Origin of the sequence: Methylophilus aquaticus (assembly GCF_030769565.1) — a bacterium.
GTDB classification, from domain to species: Bacteria; Pseudomonadota; Gammaproteobacteria; order Burkholderiales; family Methylophilaceae; genus Methylophilus; species Methylophilus aquaticus.
In genome coordinates, this window is record NZ_JAVCAP010000022.1 from 35,988 (window position 1) to 60,358 (window position 24,371).

Consider the following 24,371-nt stretch of genomic DNA (forward strand, 5'->3'; position numbering starts at 1 on the left):
TTCTCCCGTCTGTAACAATCTCAAAGTACCTTATCCATGACCAAATATGTATTCGTAACCGGCGGTGTAGTTTCTTCTCTTGGAAAAGGTATCGCGGCTGCCAGCCTCGGCGCCATTCTCGAATCGCGTGGCATTAAAGTGACCATGCTCAAGCTGGACCCCTATATCAACGTTGACCCCGGCACCATGTCGCCATTTCAGCACGGCGAAGTGTTTGTGACCGATGACGGCGCAGAAACTGATCTCGACCTTGGCCATTACGAGCGCTTTATCAGCAGCAAAATGTCCAAGCGTAATAATTTTACTACCGGCCAGATTTATGAAACCGTGATCAAAAAAGAGCGTCGCGGCGAATACCTGGGCAAAACCGTGCAGGTGATTCCGCATATTACCGATGAAATCAAGGCGCATATCAAGCGCGGTGCCGAGGGTGCCGATGTGGCAATTGTGGAAGTCGGCGGGACAGTGGGCGATATTGAATCACTGCCGTTTCTGGAAGCGATTCGCCAGATGGGTTTTGAAGAAGGTAAACATAATGCCTGCTACGTGCATTTAACTTTATTGCCCTGGATTCCGACAGCCGGTGAGTTAAAAACAAAACCGACACAGCACTCGGTGAAAGAGTTGCGTGAAATTGGTATTCAGCCTGACATTCTGTTGTGTCGTGCCGAGCGTGAAATCCCCGAAGATGAAAAACGCAAAATCGCGCTGTTTACCAACGTGGCGTTTGAAGCGGTGATCAGTGCCCTGGATAGCGATTCCATTTATAAAATTCCAGGCATGCTGCATGCACAAATGATGGACGAAATCGTCTGTCATAAACTGAATATCCTGGCCAAAGCAGCGGATTTGTCTGCCTGGCAAAAAATTACCCATGCACAGGCTAACCCCAAAGAGATCGTCGATATTGCCTTTGTTGGCAAGTATGTCGATCTGACAGAATCCTACAAATCGCTGACTGAAGCCTTGATTCATGCCGGCATTCATACCGAGTCTAAAGTTAAAATTCACTACATTGACAGTGAGGATATCGAGAAACAAGGCACCGACGCCCTTGGCGGCATGGACGCTATTTTGATTCCGGGCGGATTTGGCGTGCGTGGAACCGAGGGCAAGATTGCGGCTATTCGCTATGCACGTGAACATAAAGTGCCATACTTGGGTATTTGCCTGGGCATGCAACTGGCTGTGATTGAGTTTGCGCGTAACGTGGCGGGCCTTAGCGATGCCAACAGTACCGAATTCAATCCAAAAGCCGAGCATAAACTGATTGGTTTGATCGATGAGTGGCAAGATGCCTCAGGAAAAATTGAGAAACGTGACGAAAACTCTGATCTGGGCGGCACCATGCGCCTGGGCGCGCAGAGCTGTCCGATTGTGCCTGGCACGCTGGCTGCCAGCATCTATGGCAGTGAAGTCAATGAGCGTCATCGCCACCGCTATGAAGTGAACAATCATTATGTTGATCAGCTGAAAGCTGCCGGTCTGGTGGTTTCTGCGCGCACACCACGCGAAGAGTTGTGTGAAATGATTGAGTTGCCAAAAGCGGACCACCCATGGTTTGTCGCTTGTCAGTTTCACCCGGAATTCACATCCAATCCGCGCAGTGGTCACCCATTATTTACAGCTTATGTGCAGGCAGCACTGGCGCAAAAAGCCAGCAAAAATTAAAGGATTCATGCATGAAATTATGTGGTTTTGACGTAGGTTTAGAGCATCCTCTGTTTTTGATTGCGGGGCCTTGCGTCATTGAGTCCAAGCAAATGGCGATCGACACTGCCGGTCAGCTCAAGGAAATCGCTGCCCGAGTCGGTGTGCCATTTATTTACAAATCGTCTTATGACAAAGCCAACCGTAGTTCGACCAAGACCTTCCGAGGCTTTGGCATGGAAGAAGGCCTGAAAATACTGGATGATGTGCGTGCGCAAATCGGTGTGCCAATTTTGACCGATGTGCATACGGAGGAGCAGGTGCCGCATGTGGCTGCTGTGGTCGATGTGTTGCAAACGCCGGCTTTCCTGAGTCGCCAGACCGATTTTATAGTGGCGTGTGCGCAGTCTGGCAAACCGGTCAATATCAAAAAAGGGCAGTTTCTGGCGCCAGGTGATATGAAACAAGTCGTCAGCAAAGCTAAAGAAGCCAACGGCGGTGCCGACAATATTATGGTTTGCGAGCGAGGCGCTTCATTTGGTTACAACACGCTGGTGTCTGATATGCGTGGTCTGGCCATCATGCGCGAAACGCAATGCCCGGTCGTGTTTGATGCCACCCATTCGGTGCAACAACCAGGCGGGCAGGGGGATAAAAGTGGTGGTCAGCGCGAGTTTGTGCCTGTGTTGGCACGTGCTGCGGTGGCCAGTGGTATTGCCGGTGTATTTATGGAGACACATCCTGACCCGAGCAAAGCCTTGTCTGACGGCCCCAATGCCTGGCCATTAGCCAAAATGGAAGATTTGTTGCATCTTTTGGTCGATTTGGACCGACTGGTGAAAAAAGCCGGGTTCGCAGAACAGACGCTATAACTTAAATTTTATTTTAAATTAGATAAGGATAAATCATGAGCGCTATTGTAGATATTATCGCCCGCGAAATTATGGACTCACGCGGCAACCCGACAGTCGAAGTGGACGTGTTGCTGGAAAGCGGCGTGATTGGCCGTGCAGCCGTGCCTTCAGGCGCGTCGACTGGTACCAAGGAAGCCGTAGAGTTGCGTGATGGCGACAAGAGCCGTTATCTGGGCAAGGGCGTACTGACTGCGGTCGAAAACGTCAACACCGAAATCACTGAAGCCATTATCGGCCTGGATGCCGAAGAGCAAAGTTTTATCGACAAAACCCTGATTGAACTCGATGGTACCGATAACAAGGACCGCCTGGGCGCCAACGCCATTCTGGGCGTGTCTATGGCCTGTGCGCGTGCGGCTGCTGAAGAGAGCGGTTTGCCACTGTATCGCTATCTGGGTGGTTCTGCCTTTATGCAATTGCCAACACCGATGATGAATATCATTAACGGGGGGGCCCACGCCGACAACTCGGTCGATATTCAGGAGTTCATGATTATTCCGGCTGGCTTGCCAACTTTCCGTGAAGCCTTGCGCGCCGGTGCGGAAGTGTTCCATGCACTGAAGAAAACTCTGCACAACAAAGGGTTGGCCACTACAGTCGGTGATGAAGGCGGTTTTGCGCCTAATTTGCCTTCCAACGAATCCGCGCTGCAACTGATTATGGAGTCTATCCATGCGGCCGGTTACGAGCCTGGTAAAGATATTTATCTGGGTCTGGACTGCGCCAGTACCGAGTTCTACAAAGATGGCAAATACCATCTGGAGTCTGAAGGTGCGGCACTGACGTCTCAGCAGTTCTCTGACTATCTGGCGACGCTGGCTGACAAATATCCCATCATTACCATTGAAGACGGCATGAGCGAATTTGACTGGGACGGCTGGGACATCCTGACCAAGCGCCTGGGTAAAACCACCCAGCTGGTGGGTGACGACCTGTTTGTGACCAACCCGAAAATCTTGCGCGAAGGCATCCAGAAAGGCGTGGCCAACTCGGTGCTGATCAAGGTTAACCAGATTGGTACATTGACCGAAACCTTCCAGACCATTGAAATGGCTAAACGTGCCAATTACACGGCGGTGGTGTCACACCGGTCCGGTGAAACTGAGGACACCACAATTGCCGATATTTCTGTGGCGACTAATGCACTGCAGATCAAAACCGGTTCATTGTGCCGTTCAGAACGCGTCGCCAAATACAACCAGTTGCTGCGGATTGAAGAAGAACTGGGTGACGCAACCAGCTATGCTGGTCTGTCAGCCTTTTACCAGTTGTTCAAATAATCCTCGCATCGTGACCATTGAGCGGATGTGCGCAAACTGACTGTGATTCTGATAGTACTGATTGCCCTGCTGCAATATCCATTGTGGCTGGGCAAAGGCAGCTGGTTGCGGGTATGGCAATATTCGCAGCAAATAGAAGCACATGCAAAGCGCAATGAATATTACCGTCTGCGTAATGAAACTCTGCGTGCAGAGGTGCGAGATCTCAAGCAAGGGCAATCAGCCATTGAAGAGCGAGCGCGCAGTGAGCTGGGAATGATCAAGGAAGACGAAGTGTTTTATCAGGTGATTGAGCGAAAAAAATCTCCCGGTTCTCCGGCGGCGGCAGGCGCAGACAAGCCTGCGAATCCAGCCAAGTCGGTGCAATGACAATGTGTGAATCAAAAAATGGCGCGTAAAGCGCCATTTTTTATATCCGCTTAAGGTGAATTGGCGCTAGGTTAATGCATAAGGGGGGGCCACAAACGTGAGCGCTTGTCCTTGCCAGGTAACGACGCCAGCTTCTTTTGATTCGAGACGGCACTCAGCCAGCACTGACCAGCCACCCTTTACATCAGGAGCGACCCGCACTAATTGGCCAGCTTCCTGTTGTTGTGCATCTAACAAGGTGTCTCCAGCTTGAGGTGTCGAGTTGGATGCAGAAAGTTGGGCCACTAAAGTTCGGCGTTTTACTTTACCCAGATAATGGGTTCTGGCGACAATTTCCTGGCCTGTATAACAGCCTTTTTTGAAGTTGATGCCACCCAGCGCATCCAGATTGAGCATCTGTGGCACAAATTGTTCTTTGGTCTGCGGATACACTTGTGGAATGCCCGCCTGAATCTCCAGGGCATCCCACGCATCGGTACTTGAAGGTGTGTACAGGTTGGCAAATTGACGCCAGTGCGTTTCAGCTATCGCCACAGGCAAGATGGCTTGCGCACGCGGCAGGCCGCCACTCTTCGGCAAGCGAATGAGGGTGACTTGCTGATTATGCGATACACCATGCACCGTCTCCGGGATGCCGGGTGTCAATGACTGCAATGCCGGTCCTGCCAGCCCCATACATACAAACTGATCACTGACATCTTCAATCACGACTTTGCTGCGCAGTACAAACATGCGTAAACGCTTGACCAGATCTGGGACCATGGCGCGCGGGCATTGCAGGGTGACGGTGTCTTCAGTTTGCCAGGCGTAAAACAGTGCCAGCAGCCGGCCTTTTGCCGTACAGTAACCCGTCAGTTGAGCGCCTGTATTGGTCTGTTTAATATCGTTAGTGAGCTGCCCTTGCAGAAAAGTCTGGGCATCTTCACCTCTGACTGCAATGAGCCCGAGCGCTGATAAATCAAACAGGCGATTTTCAGCGGTGGACGGATTAAAATGCGCGTAGTGTTGTGCATCTATCCGTGCACCTTGGGTGGTTAAAAATTGCTGCCAAGCAACGCTGGACATAAGTAGAATCCCTTGAAAGTGTATGTGAGGACCAAAGTCCCGCCGCGAGCTGTGATGAAAAAACCTATTTTACCAACTGAAATCCTGATTGCGCTTCATCCTTCCCTATATTTATGGGGGTGGTTGGGCTTTTTTTCAATGTTAGTGGTGGGGGTGCTCGCCTATTGCCTGCCTTGGCCCATCGCGTTTGCGGCCATATTGTTATATGCTATTTACCTGTTGTGGCAATACACCCAGTTGGTTGCAACGCGCCACGAGCACAGCATACGCACGCTGCGGGTGGATGTATATGGACAGTTGTCAGTGGTGGATGGTCTCGGCAGGCGCTGGTTCGCAGAGGTACTGCCCGATACGGTGGTGCATCGGTATGGCTTGCTGATCCATTTGCATTATCTGGATGAAGCAACCGCAGATGAGCAGGGGGTAAAGGAAAGCGCCGACCGTAAGACAAACAGCTTGATGTCACGCTGGCTCAGGCCAACACGCTTATTGATATTGCCAGACCACGCGGATGCCGAAAGTTTAAGGGCTTTACGGGTCTGGTTGCGTTGGGGATTGCATTATTGAAAGTGGTTGTCGTGGGCGACCGCGTCACTTTTGACAAAAAATCTGGATTTAATTTCATTGCGGTAAAGCTTGAGATTTTGCATGATCTGGCGCAGCGGATGGCGACTGGCGTAGGTGCCAAGAATACACAGGCCTGCCAAGGTTGCCAATATCCAGTCAAGCGCCAGCGGGGCGATGTCTCTGCGTGCGGGTTTTTGTGCCTTCATGGCTTGCAACACTTGATAACTGCTATCGCCCTTGATGTACTTGGCATCAATTTCTTTGACGATACTTTCCATATATTCTGAAGCACGTTTAGAAATATAGCGGTCATGTTCCCCAGTGGCCACGTTGTCGTCACGCACACCGAGTGTGCTCTCGGAGATTTGTGCGATCCCGGGCTGCATGGCAAAGCTTTCGTTGGACCAATAACCAATCACCTGATTGTCCTCACTGAGCTTGGGAATGGCGGCACCTTCTTCGCTGCCAATGCCCACAAGAATCCAGTCATTTCCGCCCTGGAATTCGTCCAGATTTTTGGTGTTGAATGCGTGCAGCTTGGGGGCTTCTTCCCCGTCTGTAAAGTACACTACTTGCGCAGGCTCGGACATGCTACGCACGACTTTTGCAGTGACATAAAGGCTTTCACGCAAGCGGCTATTGCCAGACCACGCCATGCGCCAGTCCAAATGCGCAATGGTGTCCTGAATCGCGGCAAAGTTTCGGCAAACCTCGATGGGTGAGTAGAGTGCTGCAACGGAGTTGCCTGCAAATAAGCCGATACTGACTTTGGTGCCGCAAGGCAAGGAAGCCACGACTTCATGCATCATATTCTGCATGTAAGTCAACCGAGACACTGTTTTTCCATGCAGCTTCATATCTGAAGCATTCATGCTTTGTGAAATATCCGCGACCAGCAAATAAGAATAAATGTTGTGCTTGAACGGAATCGTCGGACGCAAAATAGCCCCAAGCAAAAATAGCAGTGCTAGTCCAAGCAGGGCTGAGTCGCGATGTTTAATAAATCTTCTGAGCCATGTATTCATAGGGCAAGCTTTGAGCGGTTCGCTAAGGGAGGGTGAGTCTTGTGCATTATGGCAAGCCATTCGGAATATTGCCCATGATCAGGCCAGGATTATCTGATTCACCGACGCCAGGCGTTGGCTTTTCTGGCAACAGACTCAGGACACGATCATAGTTGCGGCGAGTTCCCCAGTGACTATTGTCGGCTTTCAGTGCGTTTTTATAGGAGGAGAGCGCCTGCGAAAGCAGGTACTCCACTTCATCGCGCGTACTGTTGTCATTGCCACCAGTGACCTGGATGGCTTTCATGAAGAACATATTGCCGATGTTGTGCAGCACAGCGGCCCGCTCAAGCGGAGTGGCCCCATCAATCAGTTTGGTGAATAACAGCGTGGCTTCTTTGTAACGCTCGTTTTTTGCCAGCCAGTACGCCACTGCATACTTGGCTTCAAAGCTCTGCAAGTCGGTTTGCGGTGTTTTGGCACTGGCAATCGCCTGGTTAAAGGCCTCAACCTGCTTGATTCGTTGCCAACTGAATGCCATGGTGACCAGCGATGCCGCTGCCACCACTACCAAGCCTGTCACCAGTTTATTTACGCTGAGCGCCATGTGTTGATCTCCAGATATTTCACAGCCAGCAGGATCGCAATCATGAATATTGCCATCCAGTAACACACGTTGGTGTAGTCGTGGCCGGGAATTTTTTCTTTGTATTGAATCGGTTTCTTTTCTTTGCTGTTGATGTCGGCAACTGCGGCTTCCAGTGATTTGGGATCGGAGGCTTCATAGGCGCTGAATGGCGAACGCAGTGTTTGAAAGTATTGATACAGCAATACTTCGCTCGGCATATGTCCGTCATAGCCACTGGCCGAGTATTTGGGATCAAAAATAGTTGTGCCACCAGGTTGGCGCAATACAATCCAGTACAAGCCAATGTTGTAGCGTTGCAACCAATCGCGCAGTTTCTGTTGCACCATGTCACTGACGCGGCCTGCACCATCCGAAATCAGAATGATGACGCGTGACCCTGAGTCTGGCATTTCTTTGAATAGCTCCACCGAGCTGGTCAGCCCGCCACCAATATTGGTTTGAAACAGCGAGTTGCCAGCAGTGGCCTGAATTGCTGACAAGACGGCCTCTTTATTTTCTGTCAGCGGTAAGACGTACATCGCCGAGTTACTGAACGTGATTACCCCCAGCATGTCATTTTTGCGACCTTTGACAAAGTTGGTAATGATGCGGGCGGCTGCGACGGATTTGGTTTCACCAACATGGCCATCCTTGTCGCCGGCAAACGGGTCGTCCATACTGGCGCTACGATCAAGCACCAGGGCCACTTGCGCCCCCACGCCGGTACGTTCAACCTGTTGCTCCAGGGTATGCGGGCCTGCCAGGCCCAATAGTACGCTGACGATACTTAAGGCCGCCAGTAACTTAAGTAACAGACCAATGGCCTTGGATAGGGGGTCTGGCGGCAGCAGGCTCACCCATGAGTAATGCCGGCTATGTGAGCGCTCCAGCAAGAGTGGCAGTAATGCCAGTGGCAGTGCCCATAACAGCCAGGGATGGTTAAATGCCATAGCCTTTATTTCACCTCTGGAGTTAAGCCACGTTCGCAGTCACGCATGTGGCGACAGAATTTCTTGAGCCATTGTTTGGCGGGTATGTCGAGCTCCAATGCAGTATTCGCATCAAAAAATACCTGGCGTGACAGGCTGAAAAAACGTTCTATTTCAGGTTTCGCTGGTTGATAAGCGGGCTTTTCCTGTAGAAATGTCTCTAGCGTATTGGCAAATACACTGTGCCCGGCCACTTGCTGCATGGCGTGGTGGACTGCTGAAATCGATTGTTGCAGGCCTTCATCGGTGTCCGGCAGTCTGGCCACTTTACGATAGGCTTTGGCAAAGGCGCCACCCATGCGTGGCAGGATGCTGATCGCGCCCAGAATATAGAGCAAGCCTAATGCACACAGTATGAGAATCCCCGCAGCCACCTTGAATGTGGTTTGCTCTCTGGCGGCGCTGAGTTTAAATGGCGGAATCAGCGGGCTCATTTCGTTTTTCAGGTTGACTTCACCGTACACGGAGAGCGGAGAGGTGCGGAAGTTGAAGCTTGGAAAACGTAGCTGACGCATTTCTGTTTTGCCGTTCAGGCGCAACTTGACGATTTCGCCGCGTAATATGGCTGGTTTTGCCACGCGACCTGATTTAAATACCTGATATACCAGGTGAATTGTGTGCACGCTGCGGTCAGAGAATTTCTCTTCTTCAACATCGATACCCGCCAGTTCAATGCCGGATACCTGCCCACGATAACGATGCTCATAACCTATAATCGGTAAGGATTCCTTGATCAGTTCATACGGCTTTTTGACGGTCACGATGATGGTGCGCTCGAGTTTGTCGCCGACCACGTAACCGGCATCCCTTTTTGGGTTGATCTCTTTGACCGTGACATACTGGCTTTCTACCGTCGGCAAAATGACATCCGCCCTGACAGACAATGCCAGGGTCATCAGCATGGCGGCGAACAGGCAGGTAAATAAAAAGTGGGGCGCTTTCATCAATCGCATTCCTCAGGCGGCCACATATTGGTGGAAATACTCGGTCAGCAGATCTGCATCAAACTGATCTTCCACAAAAAATGGCTGCATATCAAACTTCATAAACAGGTCTTCAATCGCTTGTCGACGGGCGGTGAACGTATCCAGAATCCGCTGGCGATATGAAGCGCGTAAAAATAATGTGCGCCGTTCTCCGGTTTCGGGGTCGTGGATACTGGTAACACCAAATTCAGGCAAGTTTTTGTATTCGGCGGTATTCCACAGCACGACAGGCACAATCTGATGACGCAGCATCAACAGTAATGCGGCTTCCAGTTGTGCCATCGGCATATGAAAGTCAGATACCAGAAAAACCAATGCACGCTCGCGTGGCAGCAGGCGGGCGCTGTCCATCAGTGCAGCTGCCCCTACCTCTGGCGGTAAATGGTTTTCAAGACGATCGGCGAGTTCCAGTATGCTGTGTGGTCTGGCTGAAAGCGTGCATAGCCATTCGTCTCTCAGTGCATCATCAAAACCGATAAATCCCACCGGATCCGTGTTGCGGGTGGCGGATTGCGCAACCGAGCGTGCGATCTGTGCGGCCGTGTTCAGCTTGGTATGTGGCAATCCGTATTGCATCGAGCCGGACATGTCGCACATCACGAATACCGGCGTCGCACTTTTTTGGTTAAATATGCGGACATACACCTGCTCCATCGGATCACGGATGGTCTGGCGAATATCAATCCGGCGCGGATCCGGGTAAGACAGCAGGGTGGTGTGCCCGCGAAACTCCATTCCCATGCCGCGCTGGTTGCTCTTGTGGCGACCAGGCCGGCGAGAGCGTGAGCGCCAGCCGATGTGGTAGCTGAATTCCTTAATGTAATCCATGACGGTCCAAGATCAGGTCGATGACTAAGTTACGCGTGTTCTCAATCGTGCATCTTCAATTGCTTATCAAGGCGCGGCAATTGCGTTGGTAATGCCAGTGAGCATTTCGCGCGCAATTTCTGTACGGCGCATTTCATACACCGGACTAAATACCAGGCGGTGGGCAATTGTTTCATGAAATACGGCATGGATATCTTCAGGCACCACCGCTTCACGTTCATTGAGCCAGGCATTGACACGGGCGGCACGCATCAGCATGCCCATGCCACGGGGACTGGAGCCCGAGAGTACCAGTCGTTTCATGTCCACATTGGAAACTTTGACGCCATAGGCCACCGGATCCTTTGTAGCCAGCCACAAGTCGAGTGCGTATTTGCGCAAGGCCGGGCTGGCAGTCACACTTTCCTGAATCACTTTGGCAAAGCTGTTTAATTCATCGAATTTCAAGACGTCTGCCTGCACCTGGCTGATTAACTGATCCACATCGTGAAAGCGGGTGTCAAAAATAAGCGATTCCATAATGTCATGCGCAGGTGGCACCACAATCGGAATTTCCATCATGAAACGGTCGCGCGCAGCCGATGGAATGTCAAATGTTTCTTCTCTTTCAACCTGGTTGCGGTCTGCAAACACCAGCATGTGCGGGAAGTAATGCTCTTTGTTGAAAGCGGTCAGCGTACGCTCAGCCATGACGCGCAACATGAGCGAGTGTACTTGCGGACGGGCGCGGTTGATTTCGTTAAAGAAGAAAATGGACAAATCTTGGCCAGACATTAACAGCGGGCCGGGACTGACGTGCGGTTTGCCATCTTCGCCCAGATAGGTGTGATACACCAGGTCATTTGGCATCAGGTCGATGGTGCCTTCAATCCGCTGGTAACCACCGCCAATGCCACGTGTAAATGCGCGTAACAATGTGGTTTTGCCAACCCCGACATCCCCTTCAAGCAATACGTGGCCGCGGGCAAACACGGCAATTGTGATCAGGCGCACAGGATTTTCTTGTCCTACCACCACGTTGTTCACTTCTGATTCAAGTTTGAGCGCTTGCGCACGCCAGTCAGCTAGTTGTTGATCACGCATTCCTGATTTCCTGAGGGTTAACTATGAGGTTGTTACAAAATTGTAACCGGTCTGTCATTAAAACGCATCTTACCTGCAATTAATTTAAAAGTATACAGGTCTGTATACTTTTGACAAAAAGCTTTCACTAAATGCAATTTCCAGCGAAAATAGCGTTTTGTATAAAAATATAAAGATTTTCATGAGCAGACAAAGCAGTTTTAGCAAAGAAGAATTATTGGCTTGTGGGCGTGGAGAAATGTTTGGTGAGGGGAATGCCCAGTTGCCATTGCCGCCAATGTTGATGTTTGATCGTATTGTCAAAATTTCTGATGAGGGTGGAAAGTACGGCCAGGGAGAAATCATTGCCGAGCTGGATATTCGTCCTGATTTATGGTTTTTTGAATGTCACTTTACCGGTGATCCGGTCATGCCTGGCTGTCTGGGTCTGGATGCAATGTGGCAGTTGGTCGGCTTCTTCCTGGGTTGGAAAGGTGGCCTTGGACGTGGCAGGGCGCTGGGCGCTGGAGAGGTGAAGTTCACTGGCCAAGTGTTGCCAAAAGCCAAGCTGGTGCGCTATCACATCGATTTGAAGCGCGTCATCATGCGTAAACTGGTGATGGGGATTGCTGACGCGCGTATGGAAGTCGATGGCCGCGAGATTTATAATGCCAGTGATTTGCGTGTTGGTTTGTTTACCACCACGGACAATTTCTAAAAGCAAGAGGAGGCGCAATGCGTCGCGTAGTGATTACTGGATTTGGTATCGTATCAAGTCTGGGTAATAACAAACAGGAAGTACTGGAAAGCCTGAAAGCAGGCCGTTCCGGTATTACCTATCAGCCGGAATATGCGGAGCATGGTTTGCGCTCGCATGTGGCCGGGTCTATTAAAAATCTTGATGTCGACACTTTGATTGACCGCAAGTTGCTGCGTTTTATGGCCAAGGGGCATGCGTACGCATGGCTGGCCATGCAGGAAGCGATTGCTGACGCGCAACTGCCCGGAGAGTTGGTTTCGAATGTGCGTACGGGCTTGATTGTGGGAGCCGGTGGAACGTCTACCGAAAGCATGCTGGAAGGCACCAACACACTGGCTGAAAAAGGCATTCGTCGGGTGGGGCCTTATATGGTCACCAAGACCATGAGCAGCGGGATTGCTGCTTGTCTGGCGACTGGTGCGAAAATCAAGGGCGTCAATTACGGCATCAGCTCTGCCTGTTCAACCAGTGCCCATTGTATCGGGGCGGGGGTGGAGCAAATTCAGCTCGGCAAGCAAGATATTGTGTTTGCCGGCGGTGGTGAAGAAGAGCACTGGACCATGAGCTATCTGTTCGATGCCATGGGGGCTTTGTCCAGCAAGTACAACGAGACCCCGGAAAAGGCTTCTCGTACCTACGATGCTGACCGTGATGGATTTGTGATTTCAGGCGGTGGCGGTATTGTTGTGCTGGAAGAGTACGAGCACGCTAAAGCGCGTGGTGCACATATCTATGCGGAAGTGGTGGGGTATGGCGCGACCTCTGACGGTTACGACATGGTGGCGCCGAGCGGTGAGGGTGCTGTGCGTTGTATGCAACAAGCTTTGCAGGGCATAGACCCAACGGAAATTGACTATATCAACACGCATGGTACTAGTACTCCGGTTGGTGATACCAAGGAGCTGGAAGCGATTCGCGCCGTATTTGGCGCTAATAGCAAAACAGCCATTGCTTCAACCAAATCTCTTTCAGGTCATGCGCTTGGTGCTGCCGGCGTCAATGAGGCAATTTACACTTTGTTGATGATGCAGCATGGTTTTATTGCTGCATCAGCAAATATTGATACGCTGGATCCCGCGGCAGAGGGCTTGAATATTGTACGGCAACCTATGACCTCTGCCACGATTAAAACGGCATTATCCAACAGTTTTGGCTTTGGTGGGACTAATGCCACGCTGACGCTTTCTACAAAGCATCTTTAACGTTGTGTAGATGACGGGGCGTACTTTTGCAGTTTGCAAAGTACGCCTTTTTTATGCGTATTAGATCTAGCAGCCACTAGTAATTGTTTGAATGGAAAGTACTGCGGCATTGTTACTTGGTGCAAGGCTGTAAATCAGCTTGCATTGCGTGTGGTCGGGAGCGCCTTCCATCAGATATACAGCTTGTGTAGTCGAGGATTGGCCAGCATCGATACGAAATTTTCCACTGTCAATGAGTTGTTGCAAACTTCCTGCCCCATCAGCATCAGTGCCGCCTAACCAGCCAACAGGATAACCATAATGAAAATAAATCCTGTGTCCGTCTATCGTGGTGGATGTATTGCCATTAGTCTCATCGATATTGCATTGAACATCGGAAAGGCACATGCCCTTTGCCATATTTGCAACTGAGAATAAGGTGCCCTTAAAGCTCTTTAAACTGGCGAGTCTGGTTTGTGTGCTCGTGTCAGCAATGCGCGCAACGGCCGTTGCTGCCAGTATGGAGAGTACCAGTATGACTACCACCATTTCGATAAGTGTGAAGCCGTAACTGCATGTATTTAACTTTTTCATTGCAGCTTATGTTACTCCAGCTCGAGTGTTTAATGCTAAGCTTTGACTAAGGTTTCAATTGTTAAAGAAGACTTACAAATGCGCATTTTTAAAGTTGTTTTGTTATATATTTTGGTGATGATCACCTTAACGCAGTGTGCAACATTGGGTGAGCGTACAGTGCGCATCAATACTGCGCAAATACAGCAAAAACTGAATGGCAAGCTGGCGCAGCCATTGACCGTTTTAAAGGTTTTTCAGGTGCAGCTGTCGAATGCGCTGGTGGTTCCTGAAGCCGCAAGTGGACGTCTGAATACAACGATGGATACGGTCATCACCAGCCCGTTGTTACAGCAATCACTGACTGGAAAACTGGCCATTTCCGGGATACTCAAGTTTGATGCAGCGCGTTACGCGGTGATACTGGATGCACCTGTGGTGGAAGTGGTGCAACTGGATGGTGCCAGCAGCGACTTGCATGCCATGGTCAATAAACTTGCCAGAGAAATGGGCAGTAAATGGATGAATCAACTGGTGCTCTATCAGGTCAAGCCAGAGGATCTGACAGTCTCCGGTACGCATTACCAGCCAAGTGATTTGCGAGTGACAGATGATGGTGTTCAGATTACGCTAAATCCTCAACGCTAAGCGGCTGATAAGTGCTCTTCCAGCAGCAAGGCGGCCACGGCGTGGCGGCCTTCGTTGGTGAGGATGTTGAATGTCCGGCAAGCGGCCGCTGTCGTCATGCACTCGACCGCAATATTGGCAGCCAGAAAAGACTGAATGTGCCTGGGGTGAATAAAGCGGTGTTTGTCTCCGGTGCCCAGTAATACCACCTCTGGTTTCAAATCGAGAATGGCTGCCAGGGCGTTTGCCTCAAGTTGTTCCCATTGTCCGCTGAACCAATCCTCCACCAACGCATCTCCACTGACAATCAGGGAAGTGGTGTAAGGTTGGTGATTCACGGCGATGGCGTCCGCATCCATGCCTGTAATCATGTGTTGTTGTGCAGAAGTGTGCAGGTGTAATTTCATCGAGTCATGATCTCTGTGTTTGGCAAAAAAATCAGCCTGTTGTGTGGCCGGCAATACTGGCATTCCGTGCTTGCGTTCGTTGATGAAACAAGGCTTTGCAGGTAGAATGAAAGTTTTACTTTGAAAGCTTAACACACGCTCATCGTGTTCGTTAACCGTGTATGCCGCCAGTCAATAAATCAAACAAACTCAGTAACGTCTGCTACGACATTCGTGGCCCGGTACTGCAACGTGCCCGCCAGATGGAAGAAGACGGTCAGCGCATTATCAAGCTCAACATCGGCAACCCGATGCCGTTTGGTTTTAATGCGCCGGAAGAAATCGTGCAGGATGTGATCCGCAACATGGATCAGGCCTCCGGCTACACCGACTCCAAGGGCCTGTTCTCGGCGCGTAAAGCTATCATGCATTACACCCAGCAGAAAAATATTGAGGGGGTGTCAATTGATGACATCATCATTGGTAACGGCGTCTCTGAACTAATCGTGATGGCCATGCAAGGACTGCTTAATAACGGTGATCAGGTACTAGTGCCGATGCCCGATTATCCATTATGGACGGCCGCAGTCAATCTGGCCGGTGGCAGTGCACGTCATTATGTGTGTGACGAGCAATCCGGCTGGTTGCCTGATCTCGCGGATATTGAAAATAAAATCAATGCCAATACCAAAGGTATTGTCATCATCAACCCGAACAATCCTACCGGCGCGCTGTATCCTAAAGAGATCCTCGAAGGCATTATCGAAATTGCGCGTCACCATGGTCTGGTGATTTTTGCAGACGAGATTTATGACAAAGTGCTGTACGACGGTAACACGCATACTTCGATTGCCTCACTGGCAGACGATGTGCTGTTTGTGACTTTTAATGGCTTGTCAAAAAACTACCGCGCTTGTGGCTATCGTTCTGGCTGGATGATTATTTCCGGCGATAAAAAAGAGGCCAAAGATTATATCGAGGGCCTGAATATGCTGGCCTCCATGCGCTTGTGTGCGAACGTGCCGGGTCAGCTTGCGATTCAGACTGCATTGGGCGGCTATCAAAGTATTAACGACCTGGTCGCGCCGGGAGGCCGTTTGTGCAAACAGCGTGATTTGGCGTATGACATGCTGACAGCCATGCCGGGCGTGACCTGTGTCAAACCGCAGGCTGCGATGTACCTGTTCCCGAGGCTGGATTCTGAGATGTATCCGATCGTAGATGACCAGCAATTTATTCTGGACCTGTTGCTGGAAGAACGGGTCTTGCTGGTGCAAGGCACCGGGTTTAACTGGAAAGCCCCTGACCATTTTCGCGTGGTATTTTTGCCGAATGTGGATGACCTGACTGAGGCCATGGTCCGCATAGGCCGATATCTGGAAAGCTATCGTAAAAAACATGCAAAATAATCCGGTGCACATCAGTGCCTGATGGTCACAATATCAATCAATGAGTGAGCGTATGAAAGAATTAAAAGTTGGTTTGCTGGGTATCGGCACTGTGGGTGGTGGTACTTATGCTGTATTAACCCGTAACCAGTCCGATATTGCGCGTCGTCTAGGCGGCAATATCCGTATTGTGCAAGTGGCAGACCGTAACCTCGCGCTGGCCACGCAAGTCACCGGCGGGCAAGTGCCTGTCACTGACGATGCTTTTGCCGTAGTGAACAATCCTGAAGTGGATGTGGTGGTTGAGTTGATTGGTGGCTATACCATTGCAAAAGAGCTCGTGCTCAAAGCGATTGCCAATGGCAAACACGTGGTCACTGCCAACAAAGCCTTGCTCGCCGTGCATGGCAATGAAATTTTTAAAGCCGCCGCAGAAAAAGGCGTGGTCGTGGCTTACGAGGCCGCTGTGGCCGGTGGCATCCCCATTATCAAAGCCCTGCGCGAAGGTTTGAGTGCCAACAAAATTGAATGGGTGGCAGGTATTATCAATGGTACGACTAACTTTATTCTCACCGAAATGCGTGAAAAAGGCTTGGCTTTTGCTGATGTGTTGGGCGAGGCGCAACGTCTGGGTTATGCCGAAGCGGATCCGACTTTTGACGTAGAAGGCATCGACGCCGCACACAAACTCACGATCATGGCCAGTATTGCCTTTGGTATGCCCATGCAGTTTGACAAAGCCTACACCGAAGGGATTACCAAGCTTACTTCCAAAGACATCAAGTACGCCGAAGAGCTTGGTTACCGCGTGAAATTGCTGGGAATTACCAAAAAGACTGAGGCGGGGGTAGAGTTGCGTGTACATCCAACCTTGATTCCTGAAAAGCGTCTGATTGCCAATGTGAATGGCGCCATGAATGCCGTAGTTGTCAAAGGCGATGCCGTCGGCCCTACACTTTACTATGGTGCAGGCGCAGGTGCAGAACCTACAGCCAGCGCGGTAGTGGCCGATTTGGTCGACATTGCACGTGCACACGGCACCCAAGCTGAGCAGCGCGTGGCTTACTTGGGTGTGCAGTTAGACCAACAACAAACCTTGCCTGTCTTACCTGTCAGCGAAGTCGCCAGTGCCTATTACTTGCGTATGCGTGTATTGGACAAGCCCGGCGTACTGGCGGAAGTCACCAGGATTTTAGGTGACGCGACCATCTCCATCGACGCCATGATGCAAAAAGAACCACAAGACGGCGAATCAGAAGCCGACATTGTGATTTTGACGCATGTCACCATCGAAAAGAATATGGATGCCGCCATTGCTGCGATTGAGGTTTTAAGCGCAATTGACGGCAAAGTAACTAAAATCCGTATGGAAGAACTAGGTAAGTAATCCATGAAATATATCAGTACCCGTGGGCAGTCGCCCGCTTTAAGCTTTAGCGAAATCCTCCTCGGTGGCCTCGCGCCCGATGGCGGTTTGTATTTGCCCAAGCAATACCCACACTTCAGCGATGCTGACTTAACTGCCATGCGTAGTATGAGCTACTGCAACTTGGCGTTTGCGATTTTGTCTCGCTTGGTGGATGACATCCCTGCCTCTGATTTAAAAGCCATTATCGATAAAACCTACACCGCCGAAGTGTATGGTTTCACCCGCGCAGGGCAAAACTCCGAAGACATTACGCCGACGGTTAAGTTGGAAGATAACCTTTACTTGTTGAGTCTTTCCAACGGGCCTACATTAGCGTTTAAAGACATGGCCATGCAGTTGCTCGGCAACTTGTTTGAATATGTGCTTGCCAAAACAGGCGAAACGACCAATATCCTGGGCGCGACTTCTGGCGATACAGGAAGTGCGGCAGAATACGCCATGCGCGGTAAAAAAGGGGTGCGCGTATTTATGCTTTCACCCCACCAAAAAATGAGCCGCTTTCAAACTGCACAAATGTTTAGTCTGCAAGATGACAACATCTTTAACATCGCCGTCACAGGCGTGTTTGATGATGCGCAAGACATGGTTAAAGCAGTGTCGAACGACCACGCGTTTAAAGCCAAATACAAAATTGGTGCCGTTAATAGCATCAACTGGGGACGCATTGTTGCACAAGTGGTGTATTACTTTAAGGGCTACTTTGCAGTTACGCAAAATAACAGCCAAAAAGTCAGCTTCACCGTACCCAGCGGCAATTTCGGCAACGTCTGTGCAGGCCATATCGCCCGCATGATGGGCTTGCCGATAGACAAACTCGTCGTCGCCACCAACGAAAACGACGTGCTGGACGAGTTCTTCAAAACTGGCGTGTACAAACCACGCGGCTCCGCCAACACCTACCACACCTCCAGCCCGTCGATGGACATCAGCAAAGCTTCCAACTTTGAACGTTTTGTGTATGACCTCGTCGGCAAAGACGGCGCAAAAGTCCGCGAGTTATGGGGCAGTGTAGACCAAGGCGGCGCATTTGACTTAACAAGCTACATGTCCAAAGTGAAAGCAGAGTTTGGTTTCATCTCAGGCAGCAGCAACCACGCCAACCGCATGCAAACCATCCGTCAAACCAAAAAAAAATACGGCGTGGTGATAGATACCCATACCGCCGATGGTCTCAAAGTGGCGCTGGAGTTGCGTGATGCTAAAACCCCCATGGTCGTACTGGAAACCGCCTTGCCAGCCAAGTTTGAAGATGCTTTGGTCGAAGCTTTGGGCGAAGTGCCGCCCAGACCTGCCAGCTTGAATGGCATTGAAGCCTTGCCGCAAAAATTTACAGTGATGGATGCTAACGTCGAAGCGATCAAGGCATTTATTGTTGCAAACACCTAAGAGATGATTGGAGCTGCGCATGCAACAGTACCACGACCTGCTTAATCATGTGCTGAAGCACGGGCATGTGAAAACAGACCGCACCGGCACCGGCACGGTTTCAGTGTTTGGTTACCAGATGCGGTTTAATCTGGCTGAGGGCTTTCCGCTACTGACCACCAAAAAAGTCCACCTTAAATCGATTATTCACGAGCTACTATGGTTTTTGCAGGGAAGTACCAATATTGCTTACCTGAAAGAAAATGGCGTCACTATTTGGGATGAGTGGGCGGATACGCAAGGCAATCTTGGTCCGGTCTATGGTTATCAGTGGCGTAATTGGCCCAAGCCGGATGGCAGCCATATTGATCAGATCACGCAAGTGATTGAGCAAATCAAGCGTACTCCGGATTCCCGCCGTTTAATTGTCTCGGCCTGGAATGTGGCTGATGTCGAGCGGATGAAATTGCCGCCTTGCCATGCTTTTTTCCAGTTTTACGTGGCTGATGGTAAATTGAGCTGCCAGTTGTATCAGCGCAGCGCCGATATTTTTCTCGGTGTGCCATTCAATATCGCTTCCTATGCCTTGCTGACCATGATGGTGGCACAAGTGTGTGGACTAGAGGTGGGTGATTTTGTACACACGCTGGGCGATGCACATATTTACAGCAATCATATGGGGCAGGTGAACGAGCAGTTATCCCGCACCCCGAGAGCTTTGCCCACTATGCGCATCAATCAGAAGGTCGATGATATTTTCGGGTTCAAGTATGATGACTTTGCGCTTGAGAATTATGATCCATATCCTGCAATCAAGGCCCCTGTTGCTGTTTAAAATGGTTGAGGTCAACCATTTTGTTAACAAAGTGTAATATATTCAAACGCTTAATTCTTTTTTGATATCCTTTGCGCGTTGTAGTCGTGTATCAGCGTTATTCTAGTGACGCTGTGTCAGTGGCTGCAAACTATGTAAATTACATTAGGAGATCATTATGCAATTGAGAGTTACAATCATCGCAACTGCGGTGTGTGCACTGCTGTCTGGTCAGGCATTTGCTGATCATGAAACCATCAAACCAAAGCCATATGATAGTCTGGGTAAATGCGTGAAAGCGGCATTGTCCAAGCATGACGGCAAGATTGTTAAAGTGGAAGCTAAATCCGAGCGTAAGCATTTGGTTTACGAATTTGATGTCGAATCCAAAGACGGTACTGCCTGGGATATTGAGTGTGATGCCAAAACTGGCAAGGTCACCGAGATTGAACAAGAAGTTAAAGCGGATGACGAGAAGTTCAAGGCTTTGGCCAAGGTTTCAGAAGCTGATGCTAAAGCAACTGCCCTTGCAGCACATCCTGGCACAGTCGTTGAAGTTGAATATGAGTTGGAGCCAGACGGCAAGGCCTCCTACGAGTTTGATATTCTGGAAGCTGACAACGAAGAAGTTAAAATCGAAGTAGATGCAACCACCGGAAAAATTGTTGAAACTAGCTACGAAGTTTACCAAATCGGTCAAGAGTAATTGCACTTTTCCATCCCTGTGTTTTAAATAGTTAACAGGGGCTCTTGGTAAAAATTCACAACAAAAGGCACCGCACAAGCGGTGCCTTTTTTGCATGAGATCAATATGCAAGTGAGGGAGTGACTACCCCGATACCACCTGATTTGTTGTCTGCTGGTATCGGTCCTAGTGGTAGAACACCCCTCTTTTAAATTAAATGCATAATATGTGCCAGCACGTTAGTTGTATTCTAACTATATGATTTTAATTGATAATTAATATTCTTCTTGCTTAAACCTATCTTTGATGTGGTTGTATTCAGCCGGTTTGGTGGTTTTGTTGGGTTGTGGGTAGCCTGTTTTATGCGGTTGTCGAGTATCAGATGTGTTATAAAAGTCGGTGTGCTGCTGACATCAGCTTTTTATAGTCGCCACGTTTGATCAGTTCGCTTTGGGCCAACATATTTAGCAGCATGCTTTGCTGTTGTTGCAGTTGGATGGAGCACAGCAGGCTCTCTGTCAGTGAGTGAGCGCTGGCGATGTAATGTATATTAAACATGTCACACCACATGCCATAAAGGCTGCCTAGCATCAGGCTCTTTTGAGGGTATTTGGCAGCTAATGGCTGAGTTTGGGCCGGGTGTAAGCGTTGATCATCAATCAGTAACAGTTGGTAGTCTTGCAGTTTGCGTGCAATCAGGCTGTGTGCCTGTTCCTGATCCTGGTTTGTGACATTACTGGCAATGACACTGTTATGCCAGATGGCGGTCACCGGGTAATTAATACAATATTTTTCAAGTTGTTCTGCCAATGCGGGCGAATAGCCACCGGAAATTGCTGGTAACCTTAAAAGTTGCAAGCCATGCTTCTCCAGTGTGAGGCTCAGTGGAGCAGGCATGTCGTGATCTACCAGTAGATAGCCGCCACGCTGTTTTAATAATTCGATCACAGCAAGTTCCAGCGTAAGAGAGTTGCTGCAAATAATCTCTTGTGGAGAAACCAGAAATCTTTTTTCATGCGCTAGCAGGTTTGCCAGCATGTGCTTCAGGCTGAGCAACCCCCCCTGGTCGTAATCCTGAGGTTGCAGTTTGTGCATATGTAACGCTGCGCGACGCGTATGGTGCAGGCTGGTTTTCTGGATCAATAGTCGAATGCCTTCTGCTGGTTGTATCATGCCCTCACTGATCGCGGCGGTGTTAACCGAAGTCGTATATGGGCCAGGAATGTCTCCGTTTGGTGTATCAGAGACAAAGGTGCCACGTTTCGGTTCTGTGTAAATCAGTCCTTGTGCAGAAAGCTCTTCATAGACGCGTGCAACCGTTTTCCGGTTAATACCCAGTTGCTGTGCAATGTCTCGGGTACTTGGCAGGAGGCTCCCCCCCAACCATCTGCCACCTTCGATCATGCTGCGAAAATGTCGTGTAAGTTGTTGGTGGATTGAGTCTGGAGACGTTTTGTCAAGTTCCAGAGAGTAATGCCAAGGTCTGAGCACAGCCTGATCCTAATGTTTTGTAAGTGATTTTCAAGTGTGAATTTGCTGTCAATGTGGCAACAAATGATCTTGAAAGGCACACTAGGCAGTGTCTTTCCTGAAACGTAATGATACAAAAAAAAAGCATCTTGTTAAAGACATGTGAGTTTTTCCTGATCTGGACCATGAATAAAACTAAAAACTGGCTGGCTGCTATCAGGCGTTGTTTATATTACAGTTACATTCGCTTAAAAGGGAATCATCCGCGTATTGGATGGTTACAGCTCTGGGTTCCTAGTTCCAGTGATAACTTAAGTGCAATGCAATTTTTGTGGCTACAAGATTGCTACTTTGTGATTTATCCTTGGAGATTACTATGAAGAATAAAATTAAAACCGCATTTGGTGTTGCTGCTGGTGTAGCACTCGCTATGCCAATGCTTGCAATGGCTGCCGCAGACCAAGAAGCTGCGATGTCCAATCCTAATAACTGGGCACATCCACGTGGCCAGCATAACAATCAGGCATACAGCACACTGTCACAAATTAATAAAGGTAACGTTAAAAGCCTGAAAATGGCCTGGACGTTTGCTACTGGTGTAAACCGTGGCCATGAAGGTTCCCCAATTGTTGTAGGTAACATGATGTATATCGTGACTGCCTTTCCAAACAATATTTATGCACTGGATCTCAACGACAATCAAAAAATTGTGTGGTCTTATTTTCCAAAACAAGACCCAAGCGTTCAAGCAGTCCTGTGCTGTGACAACGTGACGCGTGGTCTGGGTTTCGGTGATGGCAAAATCTATCTGCAACAAAACGATGGTATGTTGGTTGCTTTGGATGCCAAAGACGGTAAAAAAGTATGGGAAGTAAAAAATACTGATCCAAAAGTCGGTGCAACTAACACTAATGCGCCACACGTGATCAAGGACAAGGTGTTAACAGGGTGTTCCGGTGCTGAATTCGGCGTGCGTTGCTTTATCGCGGCATATAACCTGAAAGATGGCTCACTGGCCTGGAAAGCCTATTCTACAGGCCCTGATGCTGAAACATTGCATGACGCAAACACTAACAAAGATAACCCGCTCTACAACGCGCTGTCTGTCTATCAGGATGTTAACGGTGGTAACAAAGAGGGTGGTTCTTTCAAACGCCTCGAGGCTTCGCAAATCAAAGGCGGCGAAATGGAACTGGGTACACGCACCTGGTTGAAGCCACAAGCTGTGAAAGATGGTTGGCAACATGGTGGTGGTTCCGTATGGGGCTGGTGGCCATATGATGCACGTACCAACCTGGTGTACTACGGTGCTGGTAACCCATCTGTGTGGAACCCGGACGTTCGTCCAGGCGACAATAAATGGTCCATGACTGTCACTGCACGTGATCTGGACACCGGCATGGCCAAATGGGCGATGCAGATGACACCGCATGATGAGTGGGACTATGACGGTGTAAACGAAGTCATCCTGTTCGATAAAGGTGGCAAAACATATGCATGGCACCATGACCGTAATGGTTTTGCTTATACATGGAACGCACACACCGGTTCCCTGATTGCTGCTGAAAAAGTACATCCTTTTGTGAACTGGGCTGGAGATGTAGATCTTAAAACTGGCGTGCCAAGCAAAGATGGTCGTTACTCCACGCACCAGGATTACAATGCCAAAGGTATCTGCCCGGCAGCTTTGGGTACAAAAGACCAGCAGCCTGCTGCTTACTCACCAAAAACGGGTTTGATGTATTCACCATTGAACCACGTATGTATGACTTACGAGCCAGTGGAGTCAAAATACGTTGCAGGTCAACCATGGGTTGGTGCTACGTTGACCATGTTTGCTGGTCCTGACGGCGTGATGGGTGGCTTTGCTGCTTACGACCCAATGACCAACAAAAAAGTGTGGTACAACAAAGAGAAATTCTCTGCCTGGAGCGGTGCGCTGACAACAGCTTCCAATATCGTGTTCTACGGTACTCTGGATCGCTGGTTCAAAGCGGTTGATGCTCAATCAGGTAAAGAGCTGTGGAAATTTCAGGTAGGTTCAGGGGCTATTGGTAACGCGTTCACTTATGGCCTGAAAGGCAAGCAGCACGTAGGCATACTGTCCGGGATCGGCGGTTGGGCTGGTGTGGCGATGAACCTGGGTATGACCAGCGACACTGATGCATTGGGTGCTGCGGGTGGTTACAAAGAGTTGACCAAGTACAACGCTGCGCCTGGCGGCGGTGCACTGAACGTATTCTCACTGTAATTTAAGCCAGTCTTAAGTCATCAGTAAGTAATACTTAGCGCTATGAACACCCTGCTTTGGCAGGGTGTTTTTTTATTACTACTGCAAGCGTGTGGCTGTA

Annotated in this window: 24 protein-coding genes; 14 read left to right on the forward strand and 10 right to left on the reverse strand. The window is 49.7% G+C overall.

Going from position 1 to position 24,371, the window contains the following annotated elements:
- Window positions 1–36 precede the first annotated feature (36 nt).
- From pyrG to ftsB, 4 genes are read left to right on the forward strand one after another with little or no spacing between them, the layout of a single operon-like run.
- Complete coding sequence (gene pyrG / locus Q9291_RS11130; RefSeq protein ID WP_306390123.1) at window positions 37–1,671, forward strand: CTP synthase; 1,635 nt, start codon at window positions 37–39, stop codon at window positions 1,669–1,671.
- Between the two features lie 11 nt (window positions 1,672–1,682).
- Complete coding sequence (gene kdsA / locus Q9291_RS11135; RefSeq protein WP_306390124.1) at window positions 1,683–2,522, forward strand: 3-deoxy-8-phosphooctulonate synthase; 840 nt, start codon at window positions 1,683–1,685, stop codon at window positions 2,520–2,522.
- Between the two features lie 35 nt (window positions 2,523–2,557).
- Window positions 2,558–3,844, forward strand: a complete 1,287-nt coding sequence (gene eno / locus Q9291_RS11140) for a phosphopyruvate hydratase (RefSeq protein WP_306390125.1) — start codon at window positions 2,558–2,560, stop codon at window positions 3,842–3,844.
- 27 nt (window positions 3,845–3,871) lie between these two features.
- Window positions 3,872–4,213, forward strand: a complete 342-nt coding sequence (gene ftsB / locus Q9291_RS11145) for a cell division protein FtsB (RefSeq protein WP_306390126.1) — start codon at window positions 3,872–3,874, stop codon at window positions 4,211–4,213.
- A gap of 66 nt (window positions 4,214–4,279) precedes the next feature.
- Here the strand turns inward: ftsB and ygfZ are convergent, their stop codons facing one another.
- Window positions 4,280–5,278, reverse strand: a complete 999-nt coding sequence (gene ygfZ, locus Q9291_RS11150) for a CAF17-like 4Fe-4S cluster assembly/insertion protein YgfZ (RefSeq protein WP_306390127.1) — start codon at window positions 5,276–5,278, stop codon at window positions 4,280–4,282.
- 54 nt (window positions 5,279–5,332) lie between these two features.
- Between ygfZ and Q9291_RS11155 the strand changes: the two genes are divergently transcribed.
- Window positions 5,333–5,845 (forward strand): protein YgfX, encoded by a 513-nt coding sequence (locus tag Q9291_RS11155; RefSeq protein ID WP_306390128.1) that lies wholly within the window; start codon window positions 5,333–5,335, stop codon window positions 5,843–5,845.
- On the opposite strand, the gene Q9291_RS11160 is transcribed toward Q9291_RS11155, so the two are convergent.
- From Q9291_RS11160 to Q9291_RS11185, 6 genes are all read right to left on the reverse strand, one after another.
- Window positions 5,839–6,870, reverse strand: a complete 1,032-nt coding sequence (locus Q9291_RS11160; protein ID WP_306390129.1) for a vWA domain-containing protein — start codon at window positions 6,868–6,870, stop codon at window positions 5,839–5,841. The two genes, Q9291_RS11155 and Q9291_RS11160, sit on opposite strands and share 7 nt — an antisense overlap.
- A gap of 46 nt (window positions 6,871–6,916) precedes the next feature.
- Window positions 6,917–7,456 carry a hypothetical protein gene (locus Q9291_RS11165; protein WP_306390130.1) on the reverse strand — a complete coding sequence of 180 codons (540 nt, stop codon included), beginning with the start codon at window positions 7,454–7,456 and terminating at the stop codon, window positions 6,917–6,919.
- On the reverse strand, window positions 7,441–8,427 hold the full coding sequence (locus tag Q9291_RS11170) for a vWA domain-containing protein (RefSeq protein ID WP_306390131.1): 987 nt from the start codon (window positions 8,425–8,427) through the stop codon (window positions 7,441–7,443). Before Q9291_RS11170 ends, Q9291_RS11165 begins: the two co-directional genes overlap by 16 nt.
- 5 nt (window positions 8,428–8,432) lie before the next feature.
- The gene (locus Q9291_RS11175; protein WP_306390132.1) at window positions 8,433–9,410 is read right to left on the reverse strand and encodes a hypothetical protein; all 978 of its coding nucleotides are present in this window, start codon (window positions 9,408–9,410) and stop codon (window positions 8,433–8,435) included.
- 12 nt (window positions 9,411–9,422) lie between these two features.
- Window positions 9,423–10,280 (reverse strand): DUF58 domain-containing protein, encoded by an 858-nt coding sequence (locus Q9291_RS11180; RefSeq protein ID WP_306390133.1) that lies wholly within the window; start codon window positions 10,278–10,280, stop codon window positions 9,423–9,425.
- Between the two features lie 66 nt (window positions 10,281–10,346).
- The gene (locus tag Q9291_RS11185) at window positions 10,347–11,363 is read right to left on the reverse strand and encodes an AAA family ATPase (RefSeq protein WP_306390134.1); all 1,017 of its coding nucleotides are present in this window, start codon (window positions 11,361–11,363) and stop codon (window positions 10,347–10,349) included.
- 181 nt (window positions 11,364–11,544) lie between these two features.
- On the opposite strand from Q9291_RS11185, the gene fabA reads away from it, so the two are divergent.
- Entirely contained in the window at window positions 11,545–12,060 is a 516-nt protein-coding gene (gene fabA / locus Q9291_RS11190) for a 3-hydroxyacyl-[acyl-carrier-protein] dehydratase FabA (RefSeq protein ID WP_306390135.1), read from the forward strand.
- Between the two features lie 17 nt (window positions 12,061–12,077).
- On the forward strand, window positions 12,078–13,304 hold the full coding sequence (gene fabB, locus Q9291_RS11195) for a beta-ketoacyl-ACP synthase I (protein WP_306390136.1): 1,227 nt from the start codon (window positions 12,078–12,080) through the stop codon (window positions 13,302–13,304).
- 66 nt (window positions 13,305–13,370) lie between these two features.
- Here fabB and Q9291_RS11200 read toward each other — a convergent pair whose 3' ends face one another.
- A complete protein-coding gene (locus Q9291_RS11200) occupies window positions 13,371–13,877 on the reverse strand; it encodes a pilus assembly FimT family protein (protein WP_306390137.1) in 507 nt (168 codons plus the stop codon).
- A gap of 78 nt (window positions 13,878–13,955) precedes the next feature.
- On the opposite strand from Q9291_RS11200, the gene Q9291_RS11205 reads away from it, so the two are divergent.
- On the forward strand, window positions 13,956–14,504 hold the full coding sequence (locus Q9291_RS11205; protein ID WP_306390138.1) for a DUF1439 domain-containing protein: 549 nt from the start codon (window positions 13,956–13,958) through the stop codon (window positions 14,502–14,504).
- Here the strand turns inward: Q9291_RS11205 and Q9291_RS11210 are convergent.
- Complete coding sequence (locus Q9291_RS11210) at window positions 14,501–14,953, reverse strand: Mth938-like domain-containing protein (protein ID WP_306390139.1); 453 nt, start codon at window positions 14,951–14,953, stop codon at window positions 14,501–14,503. The genes Q9291_RS11205 and Q9291_RS11210 overlap by 4 nt on opposite strands.
- 98 nt (window positions 14,954–15,051) lie before the next feature.
- On the opposite strand from Q9291_RS11210, the gene Q9291_RS11215 reads away from it, so the two are divergent.
- The 5 genes from Q9291_RS11215 to Q9291_RS11235 all read left to right on the forward strand — a co-directional run bounded on the left by Q9291_RS11215 (window position 15,052) and on the right by Q9291_RS11235 (window position 20,571).
- Window positions 15,052–16,278 carry a pyridoxal phosphate-dependent aminotransferase gene (locus Q9291_RS11215; protein ID WP_306390140.1) on the forward strand — a complete coding sequence of 409 codons (1,227 nt, stop codon included), beginning with the start codon at window positions 15,052–15,054 and terminating at the stop codon, window positions 16,276–16,278.
- 52 nt (window positions 16,279–16,330) lie between these two features.
- Window positions 16,331–17,644 carry a homoserine dehydrogenase gene (locus Q9291_RS11220; RefSeq protein WP_306390141.1) on the forward strand — a complete coding sequence of 438 codons (1,314 nt, stop codon included), beginning with the start codon at window positions 16,331–16,333 and terminating at the stop codon, window positions 17,642–17,644.
- Window positions 17,645–17,647: 3 nt separating this feature from the next.
- Window positions 17,648–19,072, forward strand: coding sequence for a threonine synthase (thrC, locus tag Q9291_RS11225; RefSeq protein WP_306390142.1), 1,425 nt, complete (start codon window positions 17,648–17,650; stop codon window positions 19,070–19,072).
- Window positions 19,073–19,091: 19 nt separating this feature from the next.
- Entirely contained in the window at window positions 19,092–19,886 is a 795-nt protein-coding gene (locus tag Q9291_RS11230; protein WP_306390143.1) for a thymidylate synthase, read from the forward strand.
- Between the two features lie 157 nt (window positions 19,887–20,043).
- Window positions 20,044–20,571 (forward strand): PepSY domain-containing protein, encoded by a 528-nt coding sequence (locus Q9291_RS11235; RefSeq protein ID WP_306390144.1) that lies wholly within the window; start codon window positions 20,044–20,046, stop codon window positions 20,569–20,571.
- 366 nt (window positions 20,572–20,937) lie between these two features.
- On the opposite strand, the gene Q9291_RS11240 is transcribed toward Q9291_RS11235, so the two are convergent.
- The gene (locus Q9291_RS11240; RefSeq protein WP_306390145.1) at window positions 20,938–22,041 is read right to left on the reverse strand and encodes a GntR family transcriptional regulator; all 1,104 of its coding nucleotides are present in this window, start codon (window positions 22,039–22,041) and stop codon (window positions 20,938–20,940) included.
- A gap of 355 nt (window positions 22,042–22,396) precedes the next feature.
- Here Q9291_RS11240 and Q9291_RS11245 point away from each other — a divergent pair, with 355 nt between their 5' ends.
- Window positions 22,397–24,271 (forward strand): PQQ-dependent dehydrogenase, methanol/ethanol family, encoded by a 1,875-nt coding sequence (locus tag Q9291_RS11245; protein WP_306390146.1) that lies wholly within the window; start codon window positions 22,397–22,399, stop codon window positions 24,269–24,271.
- Window positions 24,272–24,371 lie beyond the last annotated feature (100 nt).

Excerpts from the sequence above, each read along its gene's own strand:
- pyrG (WP_306390123.1), top strand. The coding sequence starts at position 37 with ATGACCAAATATGTATTCGTAACCGGCGGTGTAGTTTCTTCTCTTGGA.
- kdsA (WP_306390124.1), top strand. The coding sequence starts at position 1,683 with ATGAAATTATGTGGTTTTGACGTAGGTTTAGAGCATCCTCTGTTTTTG.
- eno (WP_306390125.1), top strand. The coding sequence starts at position 2,558 with ATGAGCGCTATTGTAGATATTATCGCCCGCGAAATTATGGACTCACGC.
- ygfZ (WP_306390127.1), bottom strand. The coding sequence starts at position 5,278 with ATGTCCAGCGTTGCTTGGCAGCAATTTTTAACCACCCAAGGTGCACGG.
- Q9291_RS11155 (WP_306390128.1), top strand. The coding sequence starts at position 5,333 with ATGAAAAAACCTATTTTACCAACTGAAATCCTGATTGCGCTTCATCCT.
- Q9291_RS11160 (WP_306390129.1), bottom strand. The coding sequence starts at position 6,870 with ATGAATACATGGCTCAGAAGATTTATTAAACATCGCGACTCAGCCCTG.
- Q9291_RS11165 (WP_306390130.1), bottom strand. The coding sequence starts at position 7,456 with ATGGCGCTCAGCGTAAATAAACTGGTGACAGGCTTGGTAGTGGTGGCA.
- Q9291_RS11170 (WP_306390131.1), bottom strand. The coding sequence starts at position 8,427 with ATGGCATTTAACCATCCCTGGCTGTTATGGGCACTGCCACTGGCATTA.
- Q9291_RS11175 (WP_306390132.1), bottom strand. The coding sequence starts at position 9,410 with ATGAAAGCGCCCCACTTTTTATTTACCTGCCTGTTCGCCGCCATGCTG.
- Q9291_RS11180 (WP_306390133.1), bottom strand. The coding sequence starts at position 10,280 with ATGGATTACATTAAGGAATTCAGCTACCACATCGGCTGGCGCTCACGC.
- Q9291_RS11185 (WP_306390134.1), bottom strand. The coding sequence starts at position 11,363 with ATGCGTGATCAACAACTAGCTGACTGGCGTGCGCAAGCGCTCAAACTT.
- fabA (WP_306390135.1), top strand. The coding sequence starts at position 11,545 with ATGAGCAGACAAAGCAGTTTTAGCAAAGAAGAATTATTGGCTTGTGGG.
- fabB (WP_306390136.1), top strand. The coding sequence starts at position 12,078 with ATGCGTCGCGTAGTGATTACTGGATTTGGTATCGTATCAAGTCTGGGT.
- Q9291_RS11200 (WP_306390137.1), bottom strand. The coding sequence starts at position 13,877 with ATGAAAAAGTTAAATACATGCAGTTACGGCTTCACACTTATCGAAATG.
- Q9291_RS11205 (WP_306390138.1), top strand. The coding sequence starts at position 13,956 with ATGCGCATTTTTAAAGTTGTTTTGTTATATATTTTGGTGATGATCACC.
- Q9291_RS11210 (WP_306390139.1), bottom strand. The coding sequence starts at position 14,953 with ATGCCAGTATTGCCGGCCACACAACAGGCTGATTTTTTTGCCAAACAC.
- Q9291_RS11215 (WP_306390140.1), top strand. The coding sequence starts at position 15,052 with ATGCCGCCAGTCAATAAATCAAACAAACTCAGTAACGTCTGCTACGAC.
- Q9291_RS11220 (WP_306390141.1), top strand. The coding sequence starts at position 16,331 with ATGAAAGAATTAAAAGTTGGTTTGCTGGGTATCGGCACTGTGGGTGGT.
- thrC (WP_306390142.1), top strand. The coding sequence starts at position 17,648 with ATGAAATATATCAGTACCCGTGGGCAGTCGCCCGCTTTAAGCTTTAGC.
- Q9291_RS11230 (WP_306390143.1), top strand. The coding sequence starts at position 19,092 with ATGCAACAGTACCACGACCTGCTTAATCATGTGCTGAAGCACGGGCAT.
- Q9291_RS11235 (WP_306390144.1), top strand. The coding sequence starts at position 20,044 with ATGCAATTGAGAGTTACAATCATCGCAACTGCGGTGTGTGCACTGCTG.
- Q9291_RS11245 (WP_306390146.1), top strand. The coding sequence starts at position 22,397 with ATGAAGAATAAAATTAAAACCGCATTTGGTGTTGCTGCTGGTGTAGCA.